Genomic DNA, 22,053 nt, shown 5'->3' with positions numbered 1-22,053 from the left:
TTGGTATAGTCCAATTATAACTGGTATAGACCAAATTTGCAACAAAGAACCACTTTAATTTAATTATTAAAGTGGTTCTTTGTTTAAGTTATTTTTTGCATTTTTTTTAACGCTTCTGGATCTTTTTCAATATTTTTAGTGGCTGTTGAAAGCATCAATCTGATTCGATTTAGTTGATTAACAATTGAAACTCCTGGATCGTAATCAATTGCAGCAATGTTGGCATCTTTGTATTGTCTGCGTAACTCTTTTATTGCACCTTTTCCTACAACATGGTTTGGCAAACATCCAAAAGGCTGCATACACACAATGTTATTGACACCTGATTTTAAAAGCTCAATCATTTCACCTGTTAAGAACCAGCCTTCTCCTGTATGGTTTCCAATCGATAAAACTTTCGATGCTCCTTCAGCCAAATCATAAATGGAGTGAATGCCGTCAAAACGTTCTGATTTGCGTAAAGCCTTGTCCATCGGTTTTTCACACATTTCAATTAATTTAATCGCAACTTGAGAGATTAGTTTTGTTTTATAAGGAATCCCCATATTTTCATAACGCCAAATTTGATTATACAAACTGTAATTCATAAAGCCGATAATATCTGGAACAACCGCCTCTGCACCTTCTTGTTCTAATAAACGAATCAAATCATTATTAGCAGTCGGTGAATATTTTACTAGGATTTCTCCTACAACACCTACTCGTGGTTTGATTTCATCAGTTAAAGGAATCGTATCAAAGTCGTGAATAATCTGTTTCATATTTTTATTAAAGGCTCTCATTGAACCCGTTTCAACATTTGTTTTAACTTTCCTTAACCATTTTTCGTGTAAGGCATCCACGCTGCCTTTTTCAACTTCATAGGGTCTTGTGCGATAGACAACTCGCTCGAATAAGTCTCCATAAATAGCTGCGACTAAAATTCGTTTTAGCATCTTGATATCATAGGTAAAGCCTGGGTTACTTTCCACTCCTTGATTTCCCATAGAAATGGAAACTACTGGAATATCAGGAAATCCGGAATCTTTAAGGGCTTTTCGAAGTAATGGGATGTAGTTTGTAGCACGACACCCTCCGCCTGTTTGGGTCATCATTACACTGACATTGTCTATATCATAATCGCCACTCTGTAAAGCTTCAACTAGTTGACCAATCGAAATAATTGCGGGATAACAAGCATCATTATTTACAAATTTTAGACCTTCATCAACTGCCCCTTTATCCATTGCAGGTAGAGACGCTACGTTATAGCCAGATGCTCTTAATGCAACATCAAAAAGTCCATTTTGATGAATAGGACTCATCATTGGCATCAATAAGGTATGCTTGGCTTTCATTTCTTTGGTAAATTGAATTTTTTCAACAACAGGTGGCTTTTCTGTTAATTCAGCGCTAATGTTGTCTAAGCGAAGGGTTCCTCGTTCTCTAACGGCAGCTTTCAAAGAACGAATTCGAATTCGAATGGCTCCTAAGTTAGCTCCTTCATCAATTTTTAGAACGGTATAAATTTTACCAGCTTGTTCCATGATTTCTTCGACTTGATCAGTCGTTACTGCATCTAATCCACAGCCAAATGAATTCAATTGAATCATTTCTAATTGGGATGACTTTGCAACCACTCGAGCTGCTGCATATAAACGAGCATGATAAACCCATTGATTGACGACTCGTAAGTTCGCAACATCTCCTAAATGAGAAATACTGTCTTCCGTTAAGACATGGAAACCTTCTTGGGTGATTACATCTGCCACTCCATGATTAATTTCTGGATCAAGGTGATAAGGGCGACCTGCCATTACGATGCCTTTTTCACCTTTCATATTTAGCATCATTAAGGTTTCTTCGCCTTTATTTTGAATGTCTTGCTTAAAGTGTTTTAATTCTATGAACGCATTTTTCAACGCTTCGTCAATCTCTTCTTTTGAAATTCCTAAGTCTTTAAATGTTTCAGCTAAGACTTTTGCCATAGAGGTAGGATTGCCAAGATTTAAAAATGGATTTCGATAATCTACAAGACCTTCACGAATTTCATCAACATTATTGCGAATAACATCTGGATAAGATTGAACGATAGGACAATTAAATTGATTTTCTGCTTCTTTAAATTCCTGTTGTTCAAAAATAATACCTGGATAAAAGATTAAAGAAACTCCCTTGTCAATTAATGCTTGGATATGACCATGAGTTAATTTTGCTGGGTAACAAACTGTATCACTTGGAATGGTATCCATTCCTTGCTCATAAAGCTGTTTGTTAGAACGAGGCGATAGCTCCACTCGAAAACCAAGTTGGGTAAAAAAAGTATGCCACAAAGGATAATTTTCATACATATTAAGCACTCTTGGCAAACCAATCGTTCCTCTTGTTGCTTGTTTTTTGCGTAACGACTTGTAGCTAAATAAACGTTTGTATTTGTAATCAATTAAATTGATTTTCTTGTCTTCTTTTTTGACTTTAATTCTAGCACCACGTTCACAGCGGTTGCCAGTAACAAATTGACGGCCATCGTTAAAAATAGTCACTGTTAGCATGCAATTATTTTCACATAAACCACAATGGGTAAATTCTTTTTCTGAAGTAAATTCTTTAAGCTCTTCCAATGGCAAAATTGTCGAAACATCCCCTTCAACATAAGCTTCCATCGCTAAAATAGAACAACCATATGCACCCATTAAACCTGCGATATCTGGTCGTATCACTTCTCTGCCACTAATCAATTCAAATGCACGAAGCACGGCTTCGTTATAAAAAGTTCCACCTTGGCAAACGATTTTTTTTCCTAAATCTTCTGGACGCTTGATTTTAATAACCTTGTATAGTGCATTTTTAATTACTGAATATGAAAGTCCTGCCGAAATATCCCCAATTGTAGCCCCTTCCTTTTGAACTTGTTTCACTTTTGAATTCATAAAAACGGTACAACGAGAACCTAGGTCAACGGGATAGTTTGATTTCGTTGCAGCCAATGCAAACTCTTCTACTTTTGTATTTAATGATTTCGCAAATGTTTCAATAAATGAACCACAACCTGAGGAACAAGCCTCATTTAGTTGAATAGAGGATAGGGCACCATTTTTAATCGTCATAGCCTTCATATCTTGACCGCCAATATCTAGTATAAAGTCGACTCCTGGTTGAAAACGATTGGCTGCTTTGTAATGCGCGACTGTTTCAACTTCACCAATATCCACTTTTAAGGCATTCTTAATCAAGTGCTCACCGTAACCCGTAATTGCCGTTTTTCCAATAAATACATCCTTCGGTAATTTTGAGTATAGTTCCCTTAATACCTTCATCGTCATCTCTAGTGGTTGGCCTTCATTATTTCCATAAAATTTGAATAGTAACTCTCCTTGAGGATTAATTAAGGTGACTTTGGTCGTAGTTGACCCTGCATCGATTCCTAAAAAAGCAACACCATGATGCTCGCTAATATTTTTTTCAACAACATTCGATTGATTGTGTCGCTTTCTAAATTCTGCTAAGTCTTCTTCTGTTTCAAATAAAGTTGGCAATGTATCACTTGGTTTCATACTTTCTTCATCCGCTTCTTCAAAGCGTTTCAGCAAATGATTAAGCGTACGGGGGTGTGTTTTTTCTGAATAAAATGCAGCACCTTTAGCCACAAATAATTGAGGGTCTTCTGGGAAAATAATATCCTCTTCATTTAAATTTAACGTTTCAATAAAACGTCTTCTAAGCTCGCTCATAAAGAAAAGTGGTCCACCTAAAAAAGCTACTTTCCCACGAATTTTACGTCCTGAAGCAAGTCCTGCTATCGTTTGATTGACTACCGCTTGATAAATACTGACTGAAATATCTTCTGGTCTGGCTCCTTCATTAATCAACGGTTGAACATCGGTTTTCGCAAAAACACCACATCTTGAAGCAATGGGATAAATCGTTGTATAATTTTTAGCCAACTCATTAACGCCATTTGCATCCGTTTTTAAAAGGCTTGCCATTTGATCGATAAAAGCCCCAGTTCCTCCTGCACAGCTTCCGTTCATGCGTTGTTCTAAGGCACCGTCAAAAAAGGTGATTTTAGCATCTTCTCCGCCTAATTCAATTGCCACATCTGTTTCTGGAATCAGTTCTTCAACCGTTCTTGTACATGCGATTACTTCTTGAACAAACTCTATTTCTAGTAATTCAGACAGCCCCATGCCACCTGATCCTGTAATCATCATGGTTAAAGAATACTCCCCTAACGATTGACTAGCTTCTTTTAAAATACGATAGCTAGCTGCCTTAACATCCGAGTAGTGACGCTCATATTTCGAAAAAAGTACGTTAGTGTTAGAATCTATAATGACTAACTTAACAGTTGTTGATCCCACATCTATTCCCGCTCGTAGTAATTCCATTTTTAGTCCCCCTTAAATAAACCAGTTCTCAATTATTTCTCAATTGTCATATTTTGTTCATTATTTCACTTGTCGCTTTAAAAGTTCATAGACAGTTTGTTGAATAAAGAACGACATGTCTGATATGCTATATTCTGTAGATAATAAATAGTATAAATTTACTGATCTATTAAATCAACCAGCAACTTCCTTATTTTCAGGGGATAAGCAACACTCATTATCTTTTTGTTGGTTATTCCTAATTTTTTTTTACAGAAGGAGACAAAAATGAAAAATCCATCTAAAAAAACAGACTTACGTGTCTTACGAACCAAAAAATTAATTTTCAATGCTTTTGTTCAATTAGTCGAAGAAAAAGGCTATGAGGCAGTTACCATCCAAGATATTGCAACTGAGGCAATGATTAATCGTGCAACTTTTTATGCTCACTTTAAAGACAAAAGTGCATTATATGATGAAATTTTTTTGTATGCAATGGAGGCTTTTACCAAAGTTTTAGATCCGGAATTATTAGAAAACGGCAATCGGGTTCAGTTAAAAAAATTAGAGCTTATGATTACACAAGTCTTTAAAGAAATTAAAAAAAACCGAGTCTTCTATCAAATTTTGACAGATGGCCCTGCTGCTAATTCTATGAAAGTAAAAATTAATTGGTTATTAGAGCAACACTACTACGAAATTTTTTCAAAATTAAAAATTACTGAAAATGATGTTGAAGTACCAATTGACTTTATCATCGAATACATGAGTTCAATTTTTATTGGCATGGTACATTGGTGGCTAAATAGCAATAGTGATTTCCCACCAGAACAGATGGCTCATTTATTGATTAAGCTTGTTGGGAATGGGCATTTGACTGTTTTGGGGATTGAAGTGGTGAAATAGAAAAAAGGAGTGAACACAAGGTTCACTCCTTTTTTCTATTTCATCATTTTAGCAATTAATTTAGCTTTTTTTCGATCAACCAGCAAATTTTTCAAATAACGTTTTTTTAAATGTTTTTTATAGGCTGGAAAAAGCTCTTGATTGTAATTTTCATAATACTTTTTTTCATAAGTTAAAATTTGTAAATAACGTTCATCCGAAATATCTTTAGGCGTCATTAATGACAATTCATGATCGATGGTACAATTAATCACATCCACCGTATACCCTTCTTCAAAAATTCGATGATAAAACCAATGATCCAAATAATCAATTGGAAATTCTAAGTTAAATCCATTTATTTTTTCTAAAAAGTCAATACGAACTAGTGAACCTGAATTAATCGCCATTACTTTTTTACTTTGCAATCCTATTTTAGGCAATTCTCCTACTAGTGGCCGAATCGTATCTGCAAATACTGGAGACACAATTGTATTATTAGAACGAATGTAAGGAACTATTGAGGCTATTTTTTCCTTACTCTCTGACTGAGCTTCTTGAATAGCTAAATCCAGAAATGTATTCTCTAAATCCGTATCTTGATCAAACAACCACAACCACTTTGATTGGGCCTTTTTAGCAACTTCAAAAGCATAATTATAAGCCTTAGCCAAACCATCATTGGTACTATCATGAACATAGCTATACCCTTCTGGCAAAGAAACCTCTTCACAACGAGTAGGACTGTTATCATAAATCACAACATTTTCAATCACTTCAGGATATTGTTGTGTATACTTAAGCAAATTTTGATAGGTTTTTGATTCTTCAGGTTTCATTTTATAGAGAACTACAATTGCGGTAATCATTTTTTCAATCCTCTCATAGCATGCTCAACAGGTCGATTAAATCCAATCACAAGTACAATTACTAAAAATCCAATTCCAATTGGGCTATTGATAAACGGATTTGTATTCGTTAACAATAACATACCAGCAATTCCTGCTAATAAGCCTACATTTAGATAACTGCTTTCACCTTTTCTTTGGAATCCATAATAAAAGTAAAACGGCGCTAACGAAACCAATAACCATAATAGAACCCCAATAATTCCTTGTTCCACCAAGATATCTAAAAATGAAATTTCAATTCCTGTTAATCTTCCGCCAATCTCAGTACCATAGCCATTTCCAACTAACCAATTTATTGGTCTACTATTGAGAATACGCAATGAATCTTTGATAAAGTAGACTCTGATATCTCCAGTATAAGGCTTTCCTTCACTATCAATATTAGACTTATCCGCCTTTTTTTTCTCTTTTTTTGTCATTTCATTACTTGTTTTTTTATCAGTTTTTTTGATTTCTGTTTGTGGAATCTCTGTTTGAACATCTCCCGCTCGGGTACTTGATATGCTAAAGTAAATCAAAAATAAACTAGCTAATACTACCAACATTAAAACTAATTTTTGGCTCAATTTTTTTATATTTAATATAAAATCCGGTTTTTTAAATATTTTCTTTTTCACAAAAAAAGCTTCTATTAATGAATAAAATATCAAAAATAAAACTACAAAGACTAAAGCTAAAATTAACCCTCTTGCTCTTGTAAAGTAAATTGACGTCATACCTAAGAAAAAAACAACTTTTTCTACTAAAGTAGAATTCCCTCTAATTATTTTATACAATGCAAAAACAACTGCGAAAAATAAGAAATAGTGACCTTTGTAAAAGACGCCAGTTGCGTTTAAACGAAAAACAAGTTCTCCTGGAATCAGTTCATTAATCCAACTATAAAATTTCCAATAAACATCTTTTTGCATAAAAATAGAGGCCATATCAATTGATAATGTGAAAACAATGATAAATAATGCAGCGACATCAAAAATTGACTTAACCCATTTGATTTTAAATCGATTATTTGAAATATAATAAGCTAACGGGAAGAAGGACACAAAGTAAGCAACTCTTAAAAAGTCATTTACTACCACACCTTTTGGATGCCCATAAGCTACTCCTATAATAGCGGATAGGAGACAGTAGAACACAATTCCACTAATCAAAATTGTGGATAACTTATATTGTTTTAAATAAAAGTGCTCTGTCGTTACAATTTTTCTTGTCATCAATACTCTAGCACCGTATACAATCATTAAAACAATAAATAAAATCATTCGAACTGAAAGTGGTCCAACTGAAATATTGATTAGCCTTCCCCCACCGCCAGCAAATAATTCTAAGAAAAAAATACTTAGCAAAACCTTTTCAAATTTCGTCATGCTTTACACTCCTTTAAGTTCCTTAGTCGTTTGTCAAATACCTTTTCGAAAACCAAGATACTTTGTGTTACATAACGTAAATAAGCATATGGTATTAGAAAGCTTTTTCCTGATTTAATTAAGAATTTTGTTTCACTTGAAACCTTCTTAAAATTTTTAATTTTTTTTATCATTCCTTCACCTTAGCCACTCGATTATTATACTTTAAAATACTCATCATGGTATTCACTCTACCCTGAATCATTTCACTAACTGGTCTTTTCTCCCCAGTAACATTAGCACCGTGTCGAATATACGCCATTAACTTATCCTCTAAATTAATAATTTTGTATTGATTTTTCATAGCTACTAAAGCTAACCATTGATCGTGCATTTGAATTTTTTTAGGAAACTCAGCAGTATCATCACGCAATTCTTTTTTAAAAGCCATCATACAACCTGTATAGCTATTTTTAATAATTGTTTGAACGATACTATTCGTTTTTTTATTCCCATTGTAATGATCCCACGAACCATCAATTAAATTAAACTCATTATCTTTTACTTCTGCATCATGACTGACTAAATAAACAGACTGATCTTCATTGAACACTCTCATTATTTTTTCGACTTTATTTTCATACCAATAATCATCTTGATCACATAAAAAAAGAATATCACCTTTAGCTAAATGAATTGCTTTATTAAAGGATTGTAGAACTCCTAAATTAGGATTGTTTTGAACCCATTTAATTCGATTATCTTTTTTTCGCATTTTTTCAATCAAATTAATTGTATTATCTTTAGAACTGTCATCAACAATAATGACTTCATCTGATTCATTCAATTGTGGCAAAATAGAATTTAACTGGCGTTCTATAAATTTTTCACCGTTATAAGTTGCCATACATACTGATATCATTAATTTCACCTCATAATTTTCTTCTATTTTACATTTTACCTTTTTAACGTCATAATTTCAATGCAAGCTGAAATATTTACAATTTTTTTAAGCGTACTAAAATTGAAGAAATCTTCAAATTAATACGCTTATCAATTTTTGTATAAATTTAATAGGCAACTTTAAACCTCGAATCTTAAAATTAATAGGAACGTACAAAACAGAATTTTTGCTAACCTTAATGATTATCAATTTAAATCTCTATTTCAATTGACTACTAGTTTTTACTTGAACTTTGTTCTTTCACAATATAAATCGGTCTATTTTTCGTTTCTAAATACGTTTTACCTAAATACTTACCCAATATCCCAAGACAAAACAATTGTAACCCTCCAAGTGCTAGTATAAAGCACACAAGTGATGGCCATCCTGAAACAGAATCTGAGAAAATCAAAGCTCTCACAATTATTACTAATAAAGCTATCATTGCGGCAATAAAAGAAAAGAAACCTAAGAATGCGGCAATAACCAGTGGCACTTCTGAAAAAGCAATAATTCCATCTAATGAATATTTAAATAGGCTCCAAAAAGACCAAGAAGTTTCTCCTGCAACTCGTTCTTGATTTTTATATTCCAAATACTTTGTATCAAATCCAACCCAGCTAAAAATTCCTTTAGAAAATCTATTGTATTCTTTTAGTGATAAGATTGCATCTACCATTTGTCTTGTCATTAAACGGTAATCTCTTGCACCATCTACTATCTCAGTATCTGAAATACGATTAATAATTCTATAAAATTGTCTTGCAAAAAAAGAACGAATTGGAGGTTCCCCATCACGGCTCACTCTTCTAGTACCGATACAATCAAATTCTCCTGCTCGAAGTTCTTCTAACATAGCCGGTAACATCTCAGGAGGATCTTGCAAATCAGCATCCATAACCGCTACATAATCTCCAGTTGCATACTCTAAACCAGCATATAATCCAGCTTCTTTACCAAAATTTCTAGAAAAAGAAACATACTTGATTCGTTTTGGATCTTCATTGTTTAATTCCCGCAAGACGTCTAATGTTTTATCCTTTGAACCATCGTTAACAAAAATGTATTCGATATCTGCGTTTATTAAATTTTTACGTACCTTTTCTAACTCTTTATAAAATAAAGGTAGTGATTCTTGTTCATTGTAACAAGGTACGACAATCGATATTATTTCACTTTTACTCATCATTAATCTCCTTTACTTTTTTTAAATATAAATAGTTTACTAAATACATAATTTAAAATGACAATAATCACTTGCACAATGATTTTAGACATATTTTGGTCTAAATTCATCAAGCTAACCATAACATACATTAAACTCATATCAATCACACCAGACAGTAGTCTAAACCAAATAAACAATAGCAATTCCTTAATAAAAGCTTTATTTGAATTATTAGGTGTTTTAAAAACAAAATACTTATTTGTATAAAAGGCGAAAACAACAGATGCAATCCATGATATTCCATTGCTAACTAAGTAATTGATTCCAAAAATAGAATTAAAAATATAAAAAACACCAATGTTTACAAGAGTTGTCAGTACGCCAAATACTAAGTAGTTGATTGGTTCTTGATATTTTGATAAAAGCTGCTTCATTCTTTTTTCCTTTCTACGAGCATAGAAACAACTCTGCCTTAAATCACATCAGCTAAGACAGAGCGTAAGTCGCTATTATTTCAATTGTTATCTTGTTATTTCCAGAAATCATCAAATACAGTAATAGGTAGATGGCGTTTGTGTTGTGTTTTCAAGTACCATCCTTCTATTTTCTCTGAGACATCCGAAGCTACTTTTTTTCCTTCTAAATAGTCGTCAATGTCATCATACGTAACACCCAAAGCCACTTCATCAGCTAAGCCTGGCTTATTGTCTTCTAAATCAGCTGTTGGGGTCTTAGCATACAGATGTTCCGGAGCGCCTAATACTTTTAACAATTGACGACCTTGCCGTTTATTTAATCTAAAAATCGGATTAATATCTGTTCCACCATCACCAAATTTAGTATAAAACCCTGTAATTGATTCTGCTGAGTGATCGGTTCCAACGACTGCTCCATGATAGGCTCCAGCAATAGCATATTGGGCAATCATTCGTTCTCTTGCTTTAATATTCCCTTTGTCAAAATCACTAACTGGAACATCAATTTCAATTAAAACAGACATATTTGCATCTACAGCAGGTTTAATGTCAACTCGTTTTATTTTATCTGCCTTCATAAATTCAATAGCATCCATCGCATCTTGTTCATCTGCCTGTTGACCATAAGGTAATCGAACCGCAATAAACTGATATGCTGCATTTCCAGTTTCTTCTCTCAATTCCGTAATCGCCATTTGAGCAAGTTTTCCCGTTAATGTTGAATCTTGCCCGCCACTGATACCAAGCACTAATGTTTTTAAAAACGGGTATTTTTTTAAATAGTTTTTCAAAAAATCAATACTTTTACGAATTTCTTCTTTTGGATCAATAACCGATTTGACTCTCATTTCAGCAGTAATTTGATTTTGTAAATCAGACATGTTCAATCAGCTCCTATTTGAATTCTTTACAATTATATCATAATTTTACTATCCATAAATTATAAGAACAGATGAAAAGCAATTTCCCATTAGTTTCTTATTTTTTGCTGCTATTTAGCAAAATATCTTTCTTGAATCTTCACTTGCTCTCTAGCTAACTCAATATTAGCCATTTTGTGCTCCCAACAAACTTTAGATAAATCAACAGGATACGGCTCTGGATTTAAATTACGCTTATATTCATCCCAAAGTGATTCCAAATTAGATGTTGCATAAGTTTTCACTTCAGATAGATTCGGTAATGCATAAATTAAACGACCATCAATAAATATATCTTTTAGTAAAGGACGCGCAGCAAAATTCACGACTGTTTTATTGATATATGTGTGAACAGGATGGAACATGTACAGTTCCTCAGCTTGATCTGGACGTTCGTTCCATAATGTAATGTAGTCCCCTTCAGATTTCCCATCCTCGTTAGCCGTAATTCGCCACACTTGTTTTTTCCCTGGTGTGGAAACTTTTTCTGCATTCCCAGACAATTTAATAGTGTCTACCATTTCACCTGACTCGTCTTCAATTGAAACTAACTTATAAACAGCGCCAAGTGCAGGTTGATCGTAGGCGGTAATCAATTTGGTTCCGACACCCCAAACATCGATTTTAGCTCCTTGCATTTTCAAATTCAAAATTGTTTTTTCATCTAAATCGTTCGAAGCATATATTTTAACCTCTTCAAATCCTGCTGCATCTAATTGTTGACGAACGCGTTTTGAAATATAAGCCATGTCGCCACTATCTAAACGAACACCTAAAAAGTTAATTTTATTTCCAAATTCTTTAGCTACTCGAATGGCATTTGGTACACCTGATTTTAGCGTATCATAGGTATCTACCAAAAATACACAATCCGTGTGGGTTAATGCGTATGCTTTAAAGGCATCATAATCATTGCGGTAAGCTTGTACCAAGGAGTGTGCGTGTGTTCCACTTGCTGGAATACCAAAAATTTTCCCTGCACGAACATTACTTGTTGCGTCACATCCACCAATATAAGCAGCTCTTGTTCCCCAGATTGCTGCATCCATTTCTTGTGCTCGTCTTGTACCAAATTCAAGTAACGGATCTGATCCCACAACTGCTTTTATTCGTGCTGCTTTAGTAGCAATTAAAGTTTGGTAGTTAACAATATTCAACAATGCCGTTTCAATAAGCTGACAGTCCGCTAGAGATCCTTCAACTTGAACTAAGGGCTCATTACTAAATACGAGCTCGCCTTCTTCTACGGAGCGTATAGTTGCTTTAAATTCAAACTCTTTTAAATATTTCAGAAAAGCTTCAGGATATTCTTCAACTTCTCTTAAATAAGCGATATCTGAATCTGTAAATTTCAATTTTTCGATATAATCCACAATTCTTTCTAGACCAGCAAAAATTGCATAACCATTCTCAAAAGGATTGTTTCTAAAATAACATTCAAAAACAGCATGGTTATCCGCTTTACCTAATTCCCAATAGGTTTTCATCATGTTAATTTGATAAAGATCAGTGTGTAGCGCCCAACTGTCATCTAAATAAGTTTTATTCACTTTAACTGGTTCTCCTAACTTAAAACATTTTATACTATCATACCTTATATTGAAAAAAACAACCACAAAAAAAGCAAAAAGTAAACGAAATTTCATCTTTTACTTTTTGCTTTTTATTATTTAGCTACACTATCTAACATTGCTTTTAAAGCATCTTGCCAAGTTGGAATTGAATAACCTAGTGCTTTTGTTTTACTCAAATCCATGATTGAATGTTTTGGTCTAATCGCTTTTTGAGGAAATGCTGAAGAATCAACTGGTGTTACTTCAACATCAGTATCTTTTAAAATTTCTTTAGCAAATTCAAACCATGAACAGCTATCATCATTTGAAAAATGATATACGCCATAATCAGCATGTTCTTTTACAACGTACGTCATAAATTCTGCTAAATTACGTGTCCAAGTTGGACGACCAAATTGATCATTTACAACAGTTAAAGTTGGGTGTGTTTCTGCTAGTTTTTGCATAGTAAACACAAAATTCCCACCGAATTCACCGTAAACCCATGATGTACGAATGATGTAATACTTAGACATGTACTTTTCAATCTCTAATTCACCTTCATATTTTGCACGACCATATTCATTTTTAGGATTTGGAGTTGCATCTACTGGATATTCATCTGTACTAGTCCCATCGAAAACGTAATCAGTACTAATATAAACCAGCGTTGCTCCATTTGCTTCTGCTGCTTTAGCAACATTTCTAGTTCCGTCAACATTAATAAGTTGATTTAGAGCTTTACCTTCATCTTCAGCCTTGTCGACTGCTGTATAAGCTGCACAATGGTAAATGACATCTGGCTTAATGTTAGAAATTGTTTCATTTACAATCGCTTCGTTTGTAATATCCATTTCTTTTGCATCTGCCGCAATATAAGAAACACCTTGTTCATCTAACAATTTTTTTAATTCCGTACCTAACTGACCATTTCCGCCTGTAATTAAAACTGACATTTACATCGCCTCCATCTTGATTAAAAGAAGAGTTGTTTTATAAATAAAACAACTCTTCTAAGGTATCGTTTATTTATTTAAATTTGCACGTTCTTGAAGAGGTCTCCACCAAGCTTCATTGTTTTGATACCATTCGATTGTTTCGACGATTCCAGTATCAAAAGTATATTTTGGTTTCCAACCTAGTTCAGTTTCTAATTTAGTTGGGTCAATTGCATAACGTTTATCGTGTCCTAAACGATCTTCAACATACTTGATTAAGTCACGAGACAAACCTAATTTTTCAATAATAATGTCAACGATTTGGTTATTAGTACGTTCATTATGTCCACCAACGTTGTAGACTTCGCCTTTAACACCTTTGTGTAAAACTAGGTCGATTGCTTGACAGTGATCTTGTACGTGTAACCAGTCACGGATATTTAAGCCGTCACCATAGATTGGCAATTGTTCGCCATCCATACCGTTTGTAATCATTAATGGAATTAATTTTTCTGGGAAATGGTAAGGTCCATAGTTATTTGAACAGCGCGTAATATTGACATTCATGCCATAAGTTTCGTAGTAAGCACGAACTAATAAATCAGCTCCTGTTTTACTTGCTGAATATGGGCTGTTTGGTGCTAAAGGAGTTTCTTCAGTAAAGTAACCTTCTGCTCCAAGAGAACCGTAAACTTCATCCGTTGAAACTTGTAAATATTTTTCAATATTCATTTCTTTAGCAACATCTAATAAAGCTAATGTTCCTTGAATGTTTGTTTCAACAAAAATTTCTGGATTTAAAATACTACGGTCAACGTGTGACTCAGCAGCAAAGTTTACAAAATGATCAATGTTGTATGTTTTTACTAAGTTACGAACTAATTCACGATTTGTAATGTTTCCTTGTACAAATACATGATTTGGATTGTCCATCACGTCATCTAAATTGTGGATATTTCCTGCGTAAGTTAATAAATCTAAATTGATAATTTTATAATCTGGGTGATTTTCTAACATGTAATGTACGAAATTACTTCCGATAAAACCTGCTCCACCTGTTACTAATACGTTCATCATTATTTTTCCTCCCAAACAAAGTTGTTGTCTGCATCTTTTAATTGTGGATGCTTAGTATCTTTTTCTGACATAATTGGATTGTTCATTGGCCAAACAATCCCGATATCTGGATCATCAAATGCGATTCCACGGTCATTTTCAGGTGAATACAATTCATCTACTTTGTATTGAACATTTACATTACCTGTAATTGTACAAAAACCATGCGCAAAACCTTTAGGAACTAGTAATTGACGGTGGTTGTATTCGCTTAGAATATACCCTTCCCATTGTCCGTAGGTTGGTGAACCTTTACGCATATCTACTAATACATCATAAATCGCTCCAGTTGTCACACGAACTAATTTTGTTTGTGCTTTTGGATTTGTTTGGTAATGCATGCCACGGATAACGCCAGGTTCCATTGATAAAGAATGGTTATCTTGAATAAATTTATTCGGAATACCGGCTGCAATAAATTTATCTTCAGTATAACTTTCTGTAAAGAAACCACGGTGATCGCCATGGACAGGTGTTTCAATAATTTTAACATCTTGTAATTTAGTATCGATTACTTTCATTTTGTCCAACCACGCTTTCTAAATTTTTGTTTCTGCCAAACGTAATAGATATTGGCCGTAACCATTTTTTTTCAATGGTTGCGCTAATTCTAATAATTGTTCACGATTAATGTATCCCATACGGTAAGAAATTTCTTCTAGACAAGCAACTTTTAGGTTTTGTCTTTTTTCGATCGTTTCAATGAAAGTTGATGCTTCCAATAAAGATTCGTGAGTACCTGTATCTAACCAAGCAAATCCACGTCCCATTAATTCAACTTCAAGTTCACCCGCTTCTAAATAAGCTTTATTGACGTCTGTAATTTCTAGTTCACCACGTTCAGATGGTTTAATGTTTTTCGCAATTTCAACTACTTTATTGTCATAGAAATATAAACCAGTTACTGCATAATTGCTTTTTGGAGCTTCTGGTTTTTCTTCAATTGACATTGCACGCATGTTTTCGTCAAATTCAACTACTCCAAAACGCTCTGGATCGTTCACGTGATACCCAAAGACAGTCGCGCCGTTTTCTTTTTCAGCAGCTCTTTGTAGCATTTTAGACATTCCACCACCATAATAAATGTTGTCTCCTAAAATAAGGCAAACTGAATCATCCCCGATAAACTCTTCACCTAAAATAAAGGCTTGTGCTAGTCCATCTGGGCTTTCTTGTACTTTATATTCAATATTTAAACCCAATTCATTTCCATTTCCAAACAATTGTTCAAATCTTGGTGTATCTGTTGGTGTAGAAATAATTAAGATATCTTTGATCCCTGCTAACATTAGAGTAGACATTGGATAATAAATCATTGGTTTATCGTAAATCGGCATTAATTGTTTTGACACTGCTTTAGTTAATGGATACAAGCGTGTACCGCTTCCTCCAGCAAGAATAATTCCCTTCACTAATTACAACCCCTTAATTTTTTTTTACGTCACGTTAGTATAACATATTTTTAAAATTTGTTAAATTCACATTTTCAAATAATTTAATTAAAAGAATTTCCAACCCCACTTATTGAAAAATTGTCTCATTGATTTCATAAAAATTAAGAATAATTTTTTACTTTTATGAGCACCTTTTTCATAAAAATGAGTCACTTCTGCAAATGGGGTGTAGATGACTTCATAGCCATTCTTCCAAGTCTCTAAACAAATGTCATTGTCTTCAAAATACATAAAATAGCGCTCATCAAATCCACCAATTTTATTGTAAAGGCTTCCTCGAATCAACATGAAGCAACCTGAACCACTTTTTACTTTTGTAATCTTCGTTTCTGATAAATCTCTACATTCGTAAGACCTTAGACGTTTATCAAATACCTTTTTAATAAACTTGAATGGAACAAATCTAAGTAAATAATCAAACAAAGTAAAGCGCTGACGAACAATGTATTGCGTCGTTCCATCATCATTTAAAACTTTTGGAACACAGATTCCTGCTTTTGGCGTTTCTTCCATTAATTGAACTAATTTAACAATCTCTTCTTCTTTAAATAGAATATCTGGATTAAACACTAAATAATAATCTTCCGGCGCATTCATTAAATTTATATTATGGCCAAAACCAAATCCTTTATTTTCATCGTTAAAATGAATTGTTGCAATATCTGCGTATTTTTTTAACTTATTTTGAAAATCTGGTTCCGAGTGATTATCAAAAATAACCACTCGGTAATTGGGTTTATTGGCTAACTCTCTTTTTAATGAATCTAACACATCAAAAATATGTCTACTGTTATAAGTAACAATACTAATAACTACTTTTTTTTCCATTTTTTCATAACCTACCTAATACCAATTTTTAATGTAGCATATTTTGTATATTTTCGTGTCCATTTCAGTTTGACGATACAAATTTGTTTTTTTGACAAAAGCCATTCGTTGCATCATATTTTTTCTTGAAAACAAAAAAGCATATACTAATTTTTGTTTGTCAGAATCTAACTGGTTGTAAAAACATTTATAAAATTCGTTCGCTTGTGCTGTATAAGGTTTAGTCTTTCGTTCTTTTTTAAAGTATTCATATCTTTTTTGGACACTTTTTAATTTACTCGTTGACATGCCTACAGCATTAGATTCATGTTGACGGTAAGAAATGTATGACTCTTTGTCATATAAATTTTTCCCAAATGCTGACGCCACTAAATACAACCATGCGTCATGCATGACAATCAGGTCTGGATCTGGCATGCTACTTTTAACTAAATTCAATAGACTTTGATTAATTCCCATCGTACAACCAGTTGCTATGTTTTGAATTAAAGCATTTTCAAACCCAATCCCCATCTCAGGATCAGGACTTTGTCTTAGATAGTTTAATTGACTGTCAACAATATTTAATTTTGAAAAATACATCAATGGAACTTCTTGCGATTCTGCTTCCATCACTTCAACTAGTCTACTGATTTTTTGAGGTTCCCAGTAATCATCTTGATCACAAAACGCAACATAGTCAGCTGCTTTTGATGCTTTTTCAATCAATTTCATAAAGCTTTTTTTCACACCAATATTGTCGTCATCCATGACAACTATTTTTTCTGGATAATTCATTTCATAACGTTTAATGATGGACTTAGTTTGGTCTTTTGACCCATCATCACGTATTAAAATATCAATGTTTTTATAATCTTGATTTAGCAAGCTCTCAATTTGTTCTTCAACAAATTTTTCACCGTTGTACGTAGATAATAAAATTTGTACTTTTTTCAAATTATTCCCTCCAAGACATATTTAGAAATCAATTAACTCCATAATAGCACATTAAGTAAAAAAAGTTTTTTATTTGTTGGTTTTTTTAGATATTCTTAACAATAAAATGCTATACTTAGAAAGTTGATTTAATCCATTTATCTCTTTAAAGTAGAAAGGAATCCAATTTATGAAATTAAATATTATTATTGTTCTTTATCAATTAAAACCTATAGATTCAATTGCAATTCAATCTATCCTAAAACTTTTCCCTCATTTTAACGAAAAATTCCAGCACTACATGTTAACGGTTTATGATAATGGCCCTATTGATCAGTCCTCTGATCTTGCTGGGATAGAAAATGTTCACTACATTCATGATGCGCGAAATTTAGGCTTATCTAATGCTTATAATTATGCGTATCACTATTCAGTTGAGCATCATTTTGATTGGCTGTTATTATTTGATCACGATACAGAGTTATCAGAAACTTATATTAATGAGTTTTTAAATACAGCTGACAGTTTTTCTGAAAATGTTGTAGCAATGGTTCCACAAGTAGTTTCTAATGACGTTATTGTCTCACCTGTTGCAACCAATACTATGTATCCCTTAAACGAACCTCGGCCTGCTGAAGGACTTCACAGCGACCCGATTACCGCGATTAATTCAGGAAGTTTTTTGCGTGTCAGTTTTTTAACTGAGATTAACGGCTTTACAGATGAATTCCCATTGGATTATTTAGACCACTGGTTATTCCATAAAATTTATGAAAAAAATAAATCGGTTATGGTGGCACATTCAAAATTACAGCATGAACTTTCCATTTTAAATTTTGAACAAATCACTATCAATCGTTACCGCAGTATCTTAGACTCTGAATCTTCCTTCTATAAAAATTACAAATCTAACCTGTTGAAACCTTATAAAAAGCATTTATTAATCCAAGGGTTAAAACAATCCATTGTAATTAAAGACAAGAAAATTTTTATGTATACACTCAAAAAATATTTCACTCTATAGAATTGGAGGCAACACTCAGCTATGAAAAATAAAATGATTTCAAATTATTTATATTCATTAGTCTATCAACTATTAATTACGGCAATTCCTATTGTAACTCTTCCGTATACTTCTAGGGTTTTGGGAGATAAAATGATTGGAATAGATGCTTCTGTTATGGCTTATGTTCAAATATTCGCCATTTTTTGTATTTTAAATGTTGCCAATTACGGAAGTCGCGCAATTGCTACAACAAAATCAAAAGAACAAACATCGCAAGTCTTTTGGAACATCTACACCATTCAATTTTTAGCATCTGTGGCAGTTATACTTTGTTACTTAGTTTTTATTAGTACTGTTAAACAGAATCATGTTTATTACTTAATCCATTTATTTACACTCGGATCTTCTTTGTTAGATATTTCTTGGTATTTTTATGGAAAAGAAGAATTGAAAAAAACCACTACTAGAAATATCATGGTTCGTGTTGTAACTTTAATTTGTATCTTTTTGTTTATTAAAAGTCCTGATGATTTATGGAAATATATACTAATCAACAGTTTATCTGCGTTTATTGGTCAAATTGTTTTATGGAAATTTGCACTAAAAGATATCCAATTTATGAAACCTCAAAAAAGTGAACTTAAAAATCACTTTTGGCCAATGATTCAATATTTTTTACCTTTAATAGCTTCTCAAATTTATTTAAATGTAAACAGAATCATTTTAAATTCATTTGCAGGACCGACAGAGGTTGGTTATTATAGCCAAGCAAGTAAGATTGTACGAATGGTCATTGGTTTTATTACTCCTTTAAGTGCTGTTTTTCTCCCTAGAATTGCTAATGAATTTGACAATAAAAATCATGTTCAAGTACGAAGGTATATGGATGTATCTGCAAGTTTTGTTTGCCTTATTTCTTTTCCTATTATATTCGGTTTATTCGCTATCGGAGATGACTTTATCGCACTATTTCTTGGCGCTGATTTTTTACCTTCCATTCCAGTATTAAAAATACTAGCTCCTTCCATTTTGCTTGTTGGTTTAGCCAATGTTTTTGGTGTTCAATTGCTATTAGCAACAAATCAACCAAAAAAATACACTTTTTCAGTAACGCTAGGCGCAATCCTGAGCTTGATTATTAATTATATTTTTGTAGGTCGTTACGGCAGTATCGCTACATCATATGCCGAATTAGCTGCTGAATTAATTGGCCTAATTATTCAAATCTACTTTGTTTATAAAGTTATTGATTTTGGTTCTTTCTTAAAAAACACGTTCACCTACGCATTTTTTGGTTTCATTATGTTTCTTTCTATTAATTATTTACCAACATTGTTTGGCTGGCCACGAACAATGGGATTAATTTTACAAATTTTTATTGGCGCAATTGTGTATTTTACACTCTTACTTGTTACTAAAAACAAATTATTTTATACCTTAGTTGGAAAAGTACTTTCAAGAAATTAATCATTCTATTCAATAAAAAAACAACGGACACTCTAGTAACTAGAATGTCCGTTGTTTTTTTAATTTGTTTTAAAATAATTCTCTACACCATTAAAGATACCTGTTGCTAATTGGTTTTGATACCAGTCCGTAACAAGCTTAGCTCGTTCACTTGGATTTGTGACAAACCCTATTTCAGTTAGAATCGCAGGCATATTCGTTTCACGAATAACATGGAAGTCTTGTTTTTTAGCTCCACGATCTACAGCACCTGTTGAATTAACCATTGATTTTTGTACAAACTCAGATAATTTTACACTTTGAGTTAGTCGATCAATACCAAATGTTGAAAAATCGCCTTCACTTAATGATTCATTTTGCTTATCTAAATCAAGACTAAACATTCCAAACGATCTTGAAGCTCCACTATATGAATAGGTTTCAATACCAGTTGCACTTGCAACAGCTGAATTTGTATGAACACTGACGAAAATATCTGCGTTCGATGCATTTGCTTTTGATGAAATCGTAGATAACGGAATAAATTGATCTCCCGTTCTCGACATAATTACTTCAGCGCCTTTTGATTCTAATAATGCTTGAACTTTAAGAGAGACACTTAAATTCAAATCTTTTTCTTGAACACCACCTGAAACAGCTCCAGGGTCAGTGCCGCCATGTCCTGGATCAACGAACACTTTTCTACCTGCAAGACCTCCACGAAGAAAAGTTTGCTCATAGGTCTTAGTGCCACTTACATTTGATGTTGCAATGACTTTTACGGTGTGTTTACCAGCTGTTAATCCTCTAGTTGAAACAGATAAACTGTAACCAGAGTTTGAATTTTTATATTGTGGATACGCATTGGCGACGTCTGTTCTAAGCTGTCCATAATTAGCCTTGCCTTGATAGACATTGTCCACATATACATCCACTTGATCAATTCCTTCTTCAGCTAAGAACCAACCTCGAACTAACATATCGTTACTATTGTTCGCTTGATTGGCGCTAGGCTCATCAATTGACCCTGTGATAGGAAGTAAATTTTCTGAATAAGTTGCTGTAGTGGAAATTATTTTTTCACTGCCATCCATAAACGTGATTTTCAGTTTTAACGTATTCAGTCCAACTTTTAAGTTGGCATTTGCAAGTTTTAATTCAAAACCACTATTTGCATTATTGTATTCTGGATAAGCATTTCCTACAAAAGTATCATTTATCGAAGCAGAAATTGATTTCACTTCACTTTTATTCAAAACCCAACCTTTTATTAATTGATTCTTTGAAATATATCCGCCATTTTTTGGGGTATCTAATTGACTTCTATACGTTAAAATTGAAATTTTCATATCAATACGATAAGTGGCTGTTTTTCCACTTACGGTTGTTGTAATCACTTCTAGCTTATGGTCGCCACCAGTAAGTGTTGAGGTGTCTAATTGATACTCATACCCTCCATTTTTTTGATTGAATGAGGGATAGGCATGATAGACATCGTCTCTTTGGAGTCCATACGTAGCTATTCCCATTTCTTTGCCATCTACAGCCACTTTAACTGTTGAAATTTTTTCGCTTGCGATTGCCCAACCTCTAATTTTATAGATTCCAGAAATCGTTTCATTTCTTTGTGGACTATCAATCGAACTTAATATATCTACTTTAGGTTTTTCAACGTTGTATTTATTCTCGACCACTTGTCCGTTCCCAGTTGTCATTCTTACTGTGAAGACGTGTTTTCCTTCACTTACTTTACCTATATCCAACTTGTAACTAAAACCTGAATTCTTATTTTTATAGTGTGG

General features: G+C 33.2%; 18 protein-coding genes. 3 read left to right on the top strand and 15 right to left on the bottom strand.

The window, feature by feature from the left end:
• Positions 1-83 precede the first annotated feature (83 nt).
• Complete coding sequence (locus tag CDIMF43_RS04420; RefSeq protein ID WP_109841291.1) at positions 84-4,367, bottom strand: 2-hydroxyacyl-CoA dehydratase; 4,284 nt, start codon at positions 4,365-4,367, stop codon at positions 84-86.
• Positions 4,368-4,634: 267 nt separating this feature from the next.
• On the opposite strand from CDIMF43_RS04420, the gene CDIMF43_RS04415 reads away from it, so the two are divergent.
• Positions 4,635-5,252 carry a TetR/AcrR family transcriptional regulator gene (locus CDIMF43_RS04415; RefSeq protein ID WP_074401354.1) on the top strand — a complete coding sequence of 206 codons (618 nt, stop codon included), beginning with the start codon at positions 4,635-4,637 and terminating at the stop codon, positions 5,250-5,252.
• Between the two features lie 35 nt (positions 5,253-5,287).
• On the opposite strand, the gene CDIMF43_RS04410 is transcribed toward CDIMF43_RS04415, so the two are convergent.
• The 13 genes from CDIMF43_RS04410 to CDIMF43_RS04350 form a co-directional block, all read right to left on the bottom strand.
• Positions 5,288-6,100: a glycosyltransferase gene (locus CDIMF43_RS04410; RefSeq protein ID WP_109841290.1), complete on the bottom strand. Its 813-nt coding sequence runs from the start codon at positions 6,098-6,100 to the stop codon at positions 5,288-5,290.
• Positions 6,097-7,509, bottom strand: a complete 1,413-nt coding sequence (locus tag CDIMF43_RS04405; RefSeq protein WP_074401352.1) for an O-antigen ligase family protein — start codon at positions 7,507-7,509, stop codon at positions 6,097-6,099. The genes CDIMF43_RS04410 and CDIMF43_RS04405 overlap by 4 nt, the downstream gene beginning before the upstream one ends.
• Positions 7,510-7,678: 169 nt before the next feature.
• Complete coding sequence (locus CDIMF43_RS04400) at positions 7,679-8,410, bottom strand: glycosyltransferase family 2 protein (protein WP_074401351.1); 732 nt, start codon at positions 8,408-8,410, stop codon at positions 7,679-7,681.
• 256 nt (positions 8,411-8,666) lie between these two features.
• A complete protein-coding gene (locus CDIMF43_RS04395; protein WP_193553776.1) occupies positions 8,667-9,602 on the bottom strand; it encodes a glycosyltransferase family 2 protein in 936 nt (311 codons plus the stop codon).
• Between the two features lie 17 nt (positions 9,603-9,619).
• Positions 9,620-10,033, bottom strand: coding sequence for a GtrA family protein (locus CDIMF43_RS04390; RefSeq protein ID WP_109841288.1), 414 nt, complete (start codon positions 10,031-10,033; stop codon positions 9,620-9,622).
• 95 nt (positions 10,034-10,128) lie between these two features.
• Positions 10,129-10,956: an ammonia-dependent NAD(+) synthetase gene (gene nadE / locus CDIMF43_RS04385; protein WP_109841287.1), complete on the bottom strand. Its 828-nt coding sequence runs from the start codon at positions 10,954-10,956 to the stop codon at positions 10,129-10,131.
• Positions 10,957-11,066: 110 nt separating this feature from the next.
• Positions 11,067-12,545 (bottom strand): nicotinate phosphoribosyltransferase, encoded by a 1,479-nt coding sequence (locus tag CDIMF43_RS04380; RefSeq protein WP_074401348.1) that lies wholly within the window; start codon positions 12,543-12,545, stop codon positions 11,067-11,069.
• 116 nt (positions 12,546-12,661) lie between these two features.
• Positions 12,662-13,504: a dTDP-4-dehydrorhamnose reductase gene (gene rfbD, locus CDIMF43_RS04375; RefSeq protein WP_074401347.1), complete on the bottom strand. Its 843-nt coding sequence runs from the start codon at positions 13,502-13,504 to the stop codon at positions 12,662-12,664.
• A gap of 69 nt (positions 13,505-13,573) precedes the next feature.
• On the bottom strand, positions 13,574-14,560 hold the full coding sequence (gene rfbB / locus CDIMF43_RS04370) for a dTDP-glucose 4,6-dehydratase (RefSeq protein WP_074401448.1): 987 nt from the start codon (positions 14,558-14,560) through the stop codon (positions 13,574-13,576).
• Positions 14,561-14,562: 2 nt separating this feature from the next.
• Entirely contained in the window at positions 14,563-15,123 is a 561-nt protein-coding gene (gene rfbC, locus CDIMF43_RS04365; RefSeq protein ID WP_074401449.1) for a dTDP-4-dehydrorhamnose 3,5-epimerase, read from the bottom strand.
• 18 nt (positions 15,124-15,141) lie between these two features.
• Positions 15,142-16,014, bottom strand: coding sequence for a glucose-1-phosphate thymidylyltransferase RfbA (gene rfbA, locus CDIMF43_RS04360; protein ID WP_074401346.1), 873 nt, complete (start codon positions 16,012-16,014; stop codon positions 15,142-15,144).
• 87 nt (positions 16,015-16,101) lie between these two features.
• Positions 16,102-16,884 (bottom strand): glycosyltransferase family 2 protein, encoded by a 783-nt coding sequence (locus CDIMF43_RS04355; protein WP_109841286.1) that lies wholly within the window; start codon positions 16,882-16,884, stop codon positions 16,102-16,104.
• 15 nt (positions 16,885-16,899) lie between these two features.
• The gene (locus CDIMF43_RS04350) at positions 16,900-17,820 is read right to left on the bottom strand and encodes a glycosyltransferase family 2 protein (RefSeq protein WP_109841285.1); all 921 of its coding nucleotides are present in this window, start codon (positions 17,818-17,820) and stop codon (positions 16,900-16,902) included.
• Between the two features lie 169 nt (positions 17,821-17,989).
• Here CDIMF43_RS04350 and CDIMF43_RS04345 point away from each other — a divergent pair, with 169 nt between their 5' ends.
• Positions 17,990-18,823 carry a glycosyltransferase gene (locus CDIMF43_RS04345; protein ID WP_074401343.1) on the top strand — a complete coding sequence of 278 codons (834 nt, stop codon included), beginning with the start codon at positions 17,990-17,992 and terminating at the stop codon, positions 18,821-18,823.
• A 21-nt stretch (positions 18,824-18,844) separates the two neighbouring features.
• Complete coding sequence (locus CDIMF43_RS04340; protein ID WP_109841284.1) at positions 18,845-20,272, top strand: flippase; 1,428 nt, start codon at positions 18,845-18,847, stop codon at positions 20,270-20,272.
• Positions 20,273-20,331: 59 nt separating this feature from the next.
• Here CDIMF43_RS04340 and CDIMF43_RS04335 read toward each other — a convergent pair.
• Positions 20,332-22,053 (bottom strand): N-acetylmuramoyl-L-alanine amidase (locus tag CDIMF43_RS04335; RefSeq protein WP_162532910.1); only part of this gene is annotated, 1,722 nt, incomplete at its 5' end.

The organism is Carnobacterium divergens (assembly GCF_900258435.1).
Lineage (GTDB): Bacteria > Bacillota > Bacilli > Lactobacillales > Carnobacteriaceae > Carnobacterium > Carnobacterium divergens_A.
This window is presented reverse-complemented; position numbering and strand designations above follow the sequence as displayed.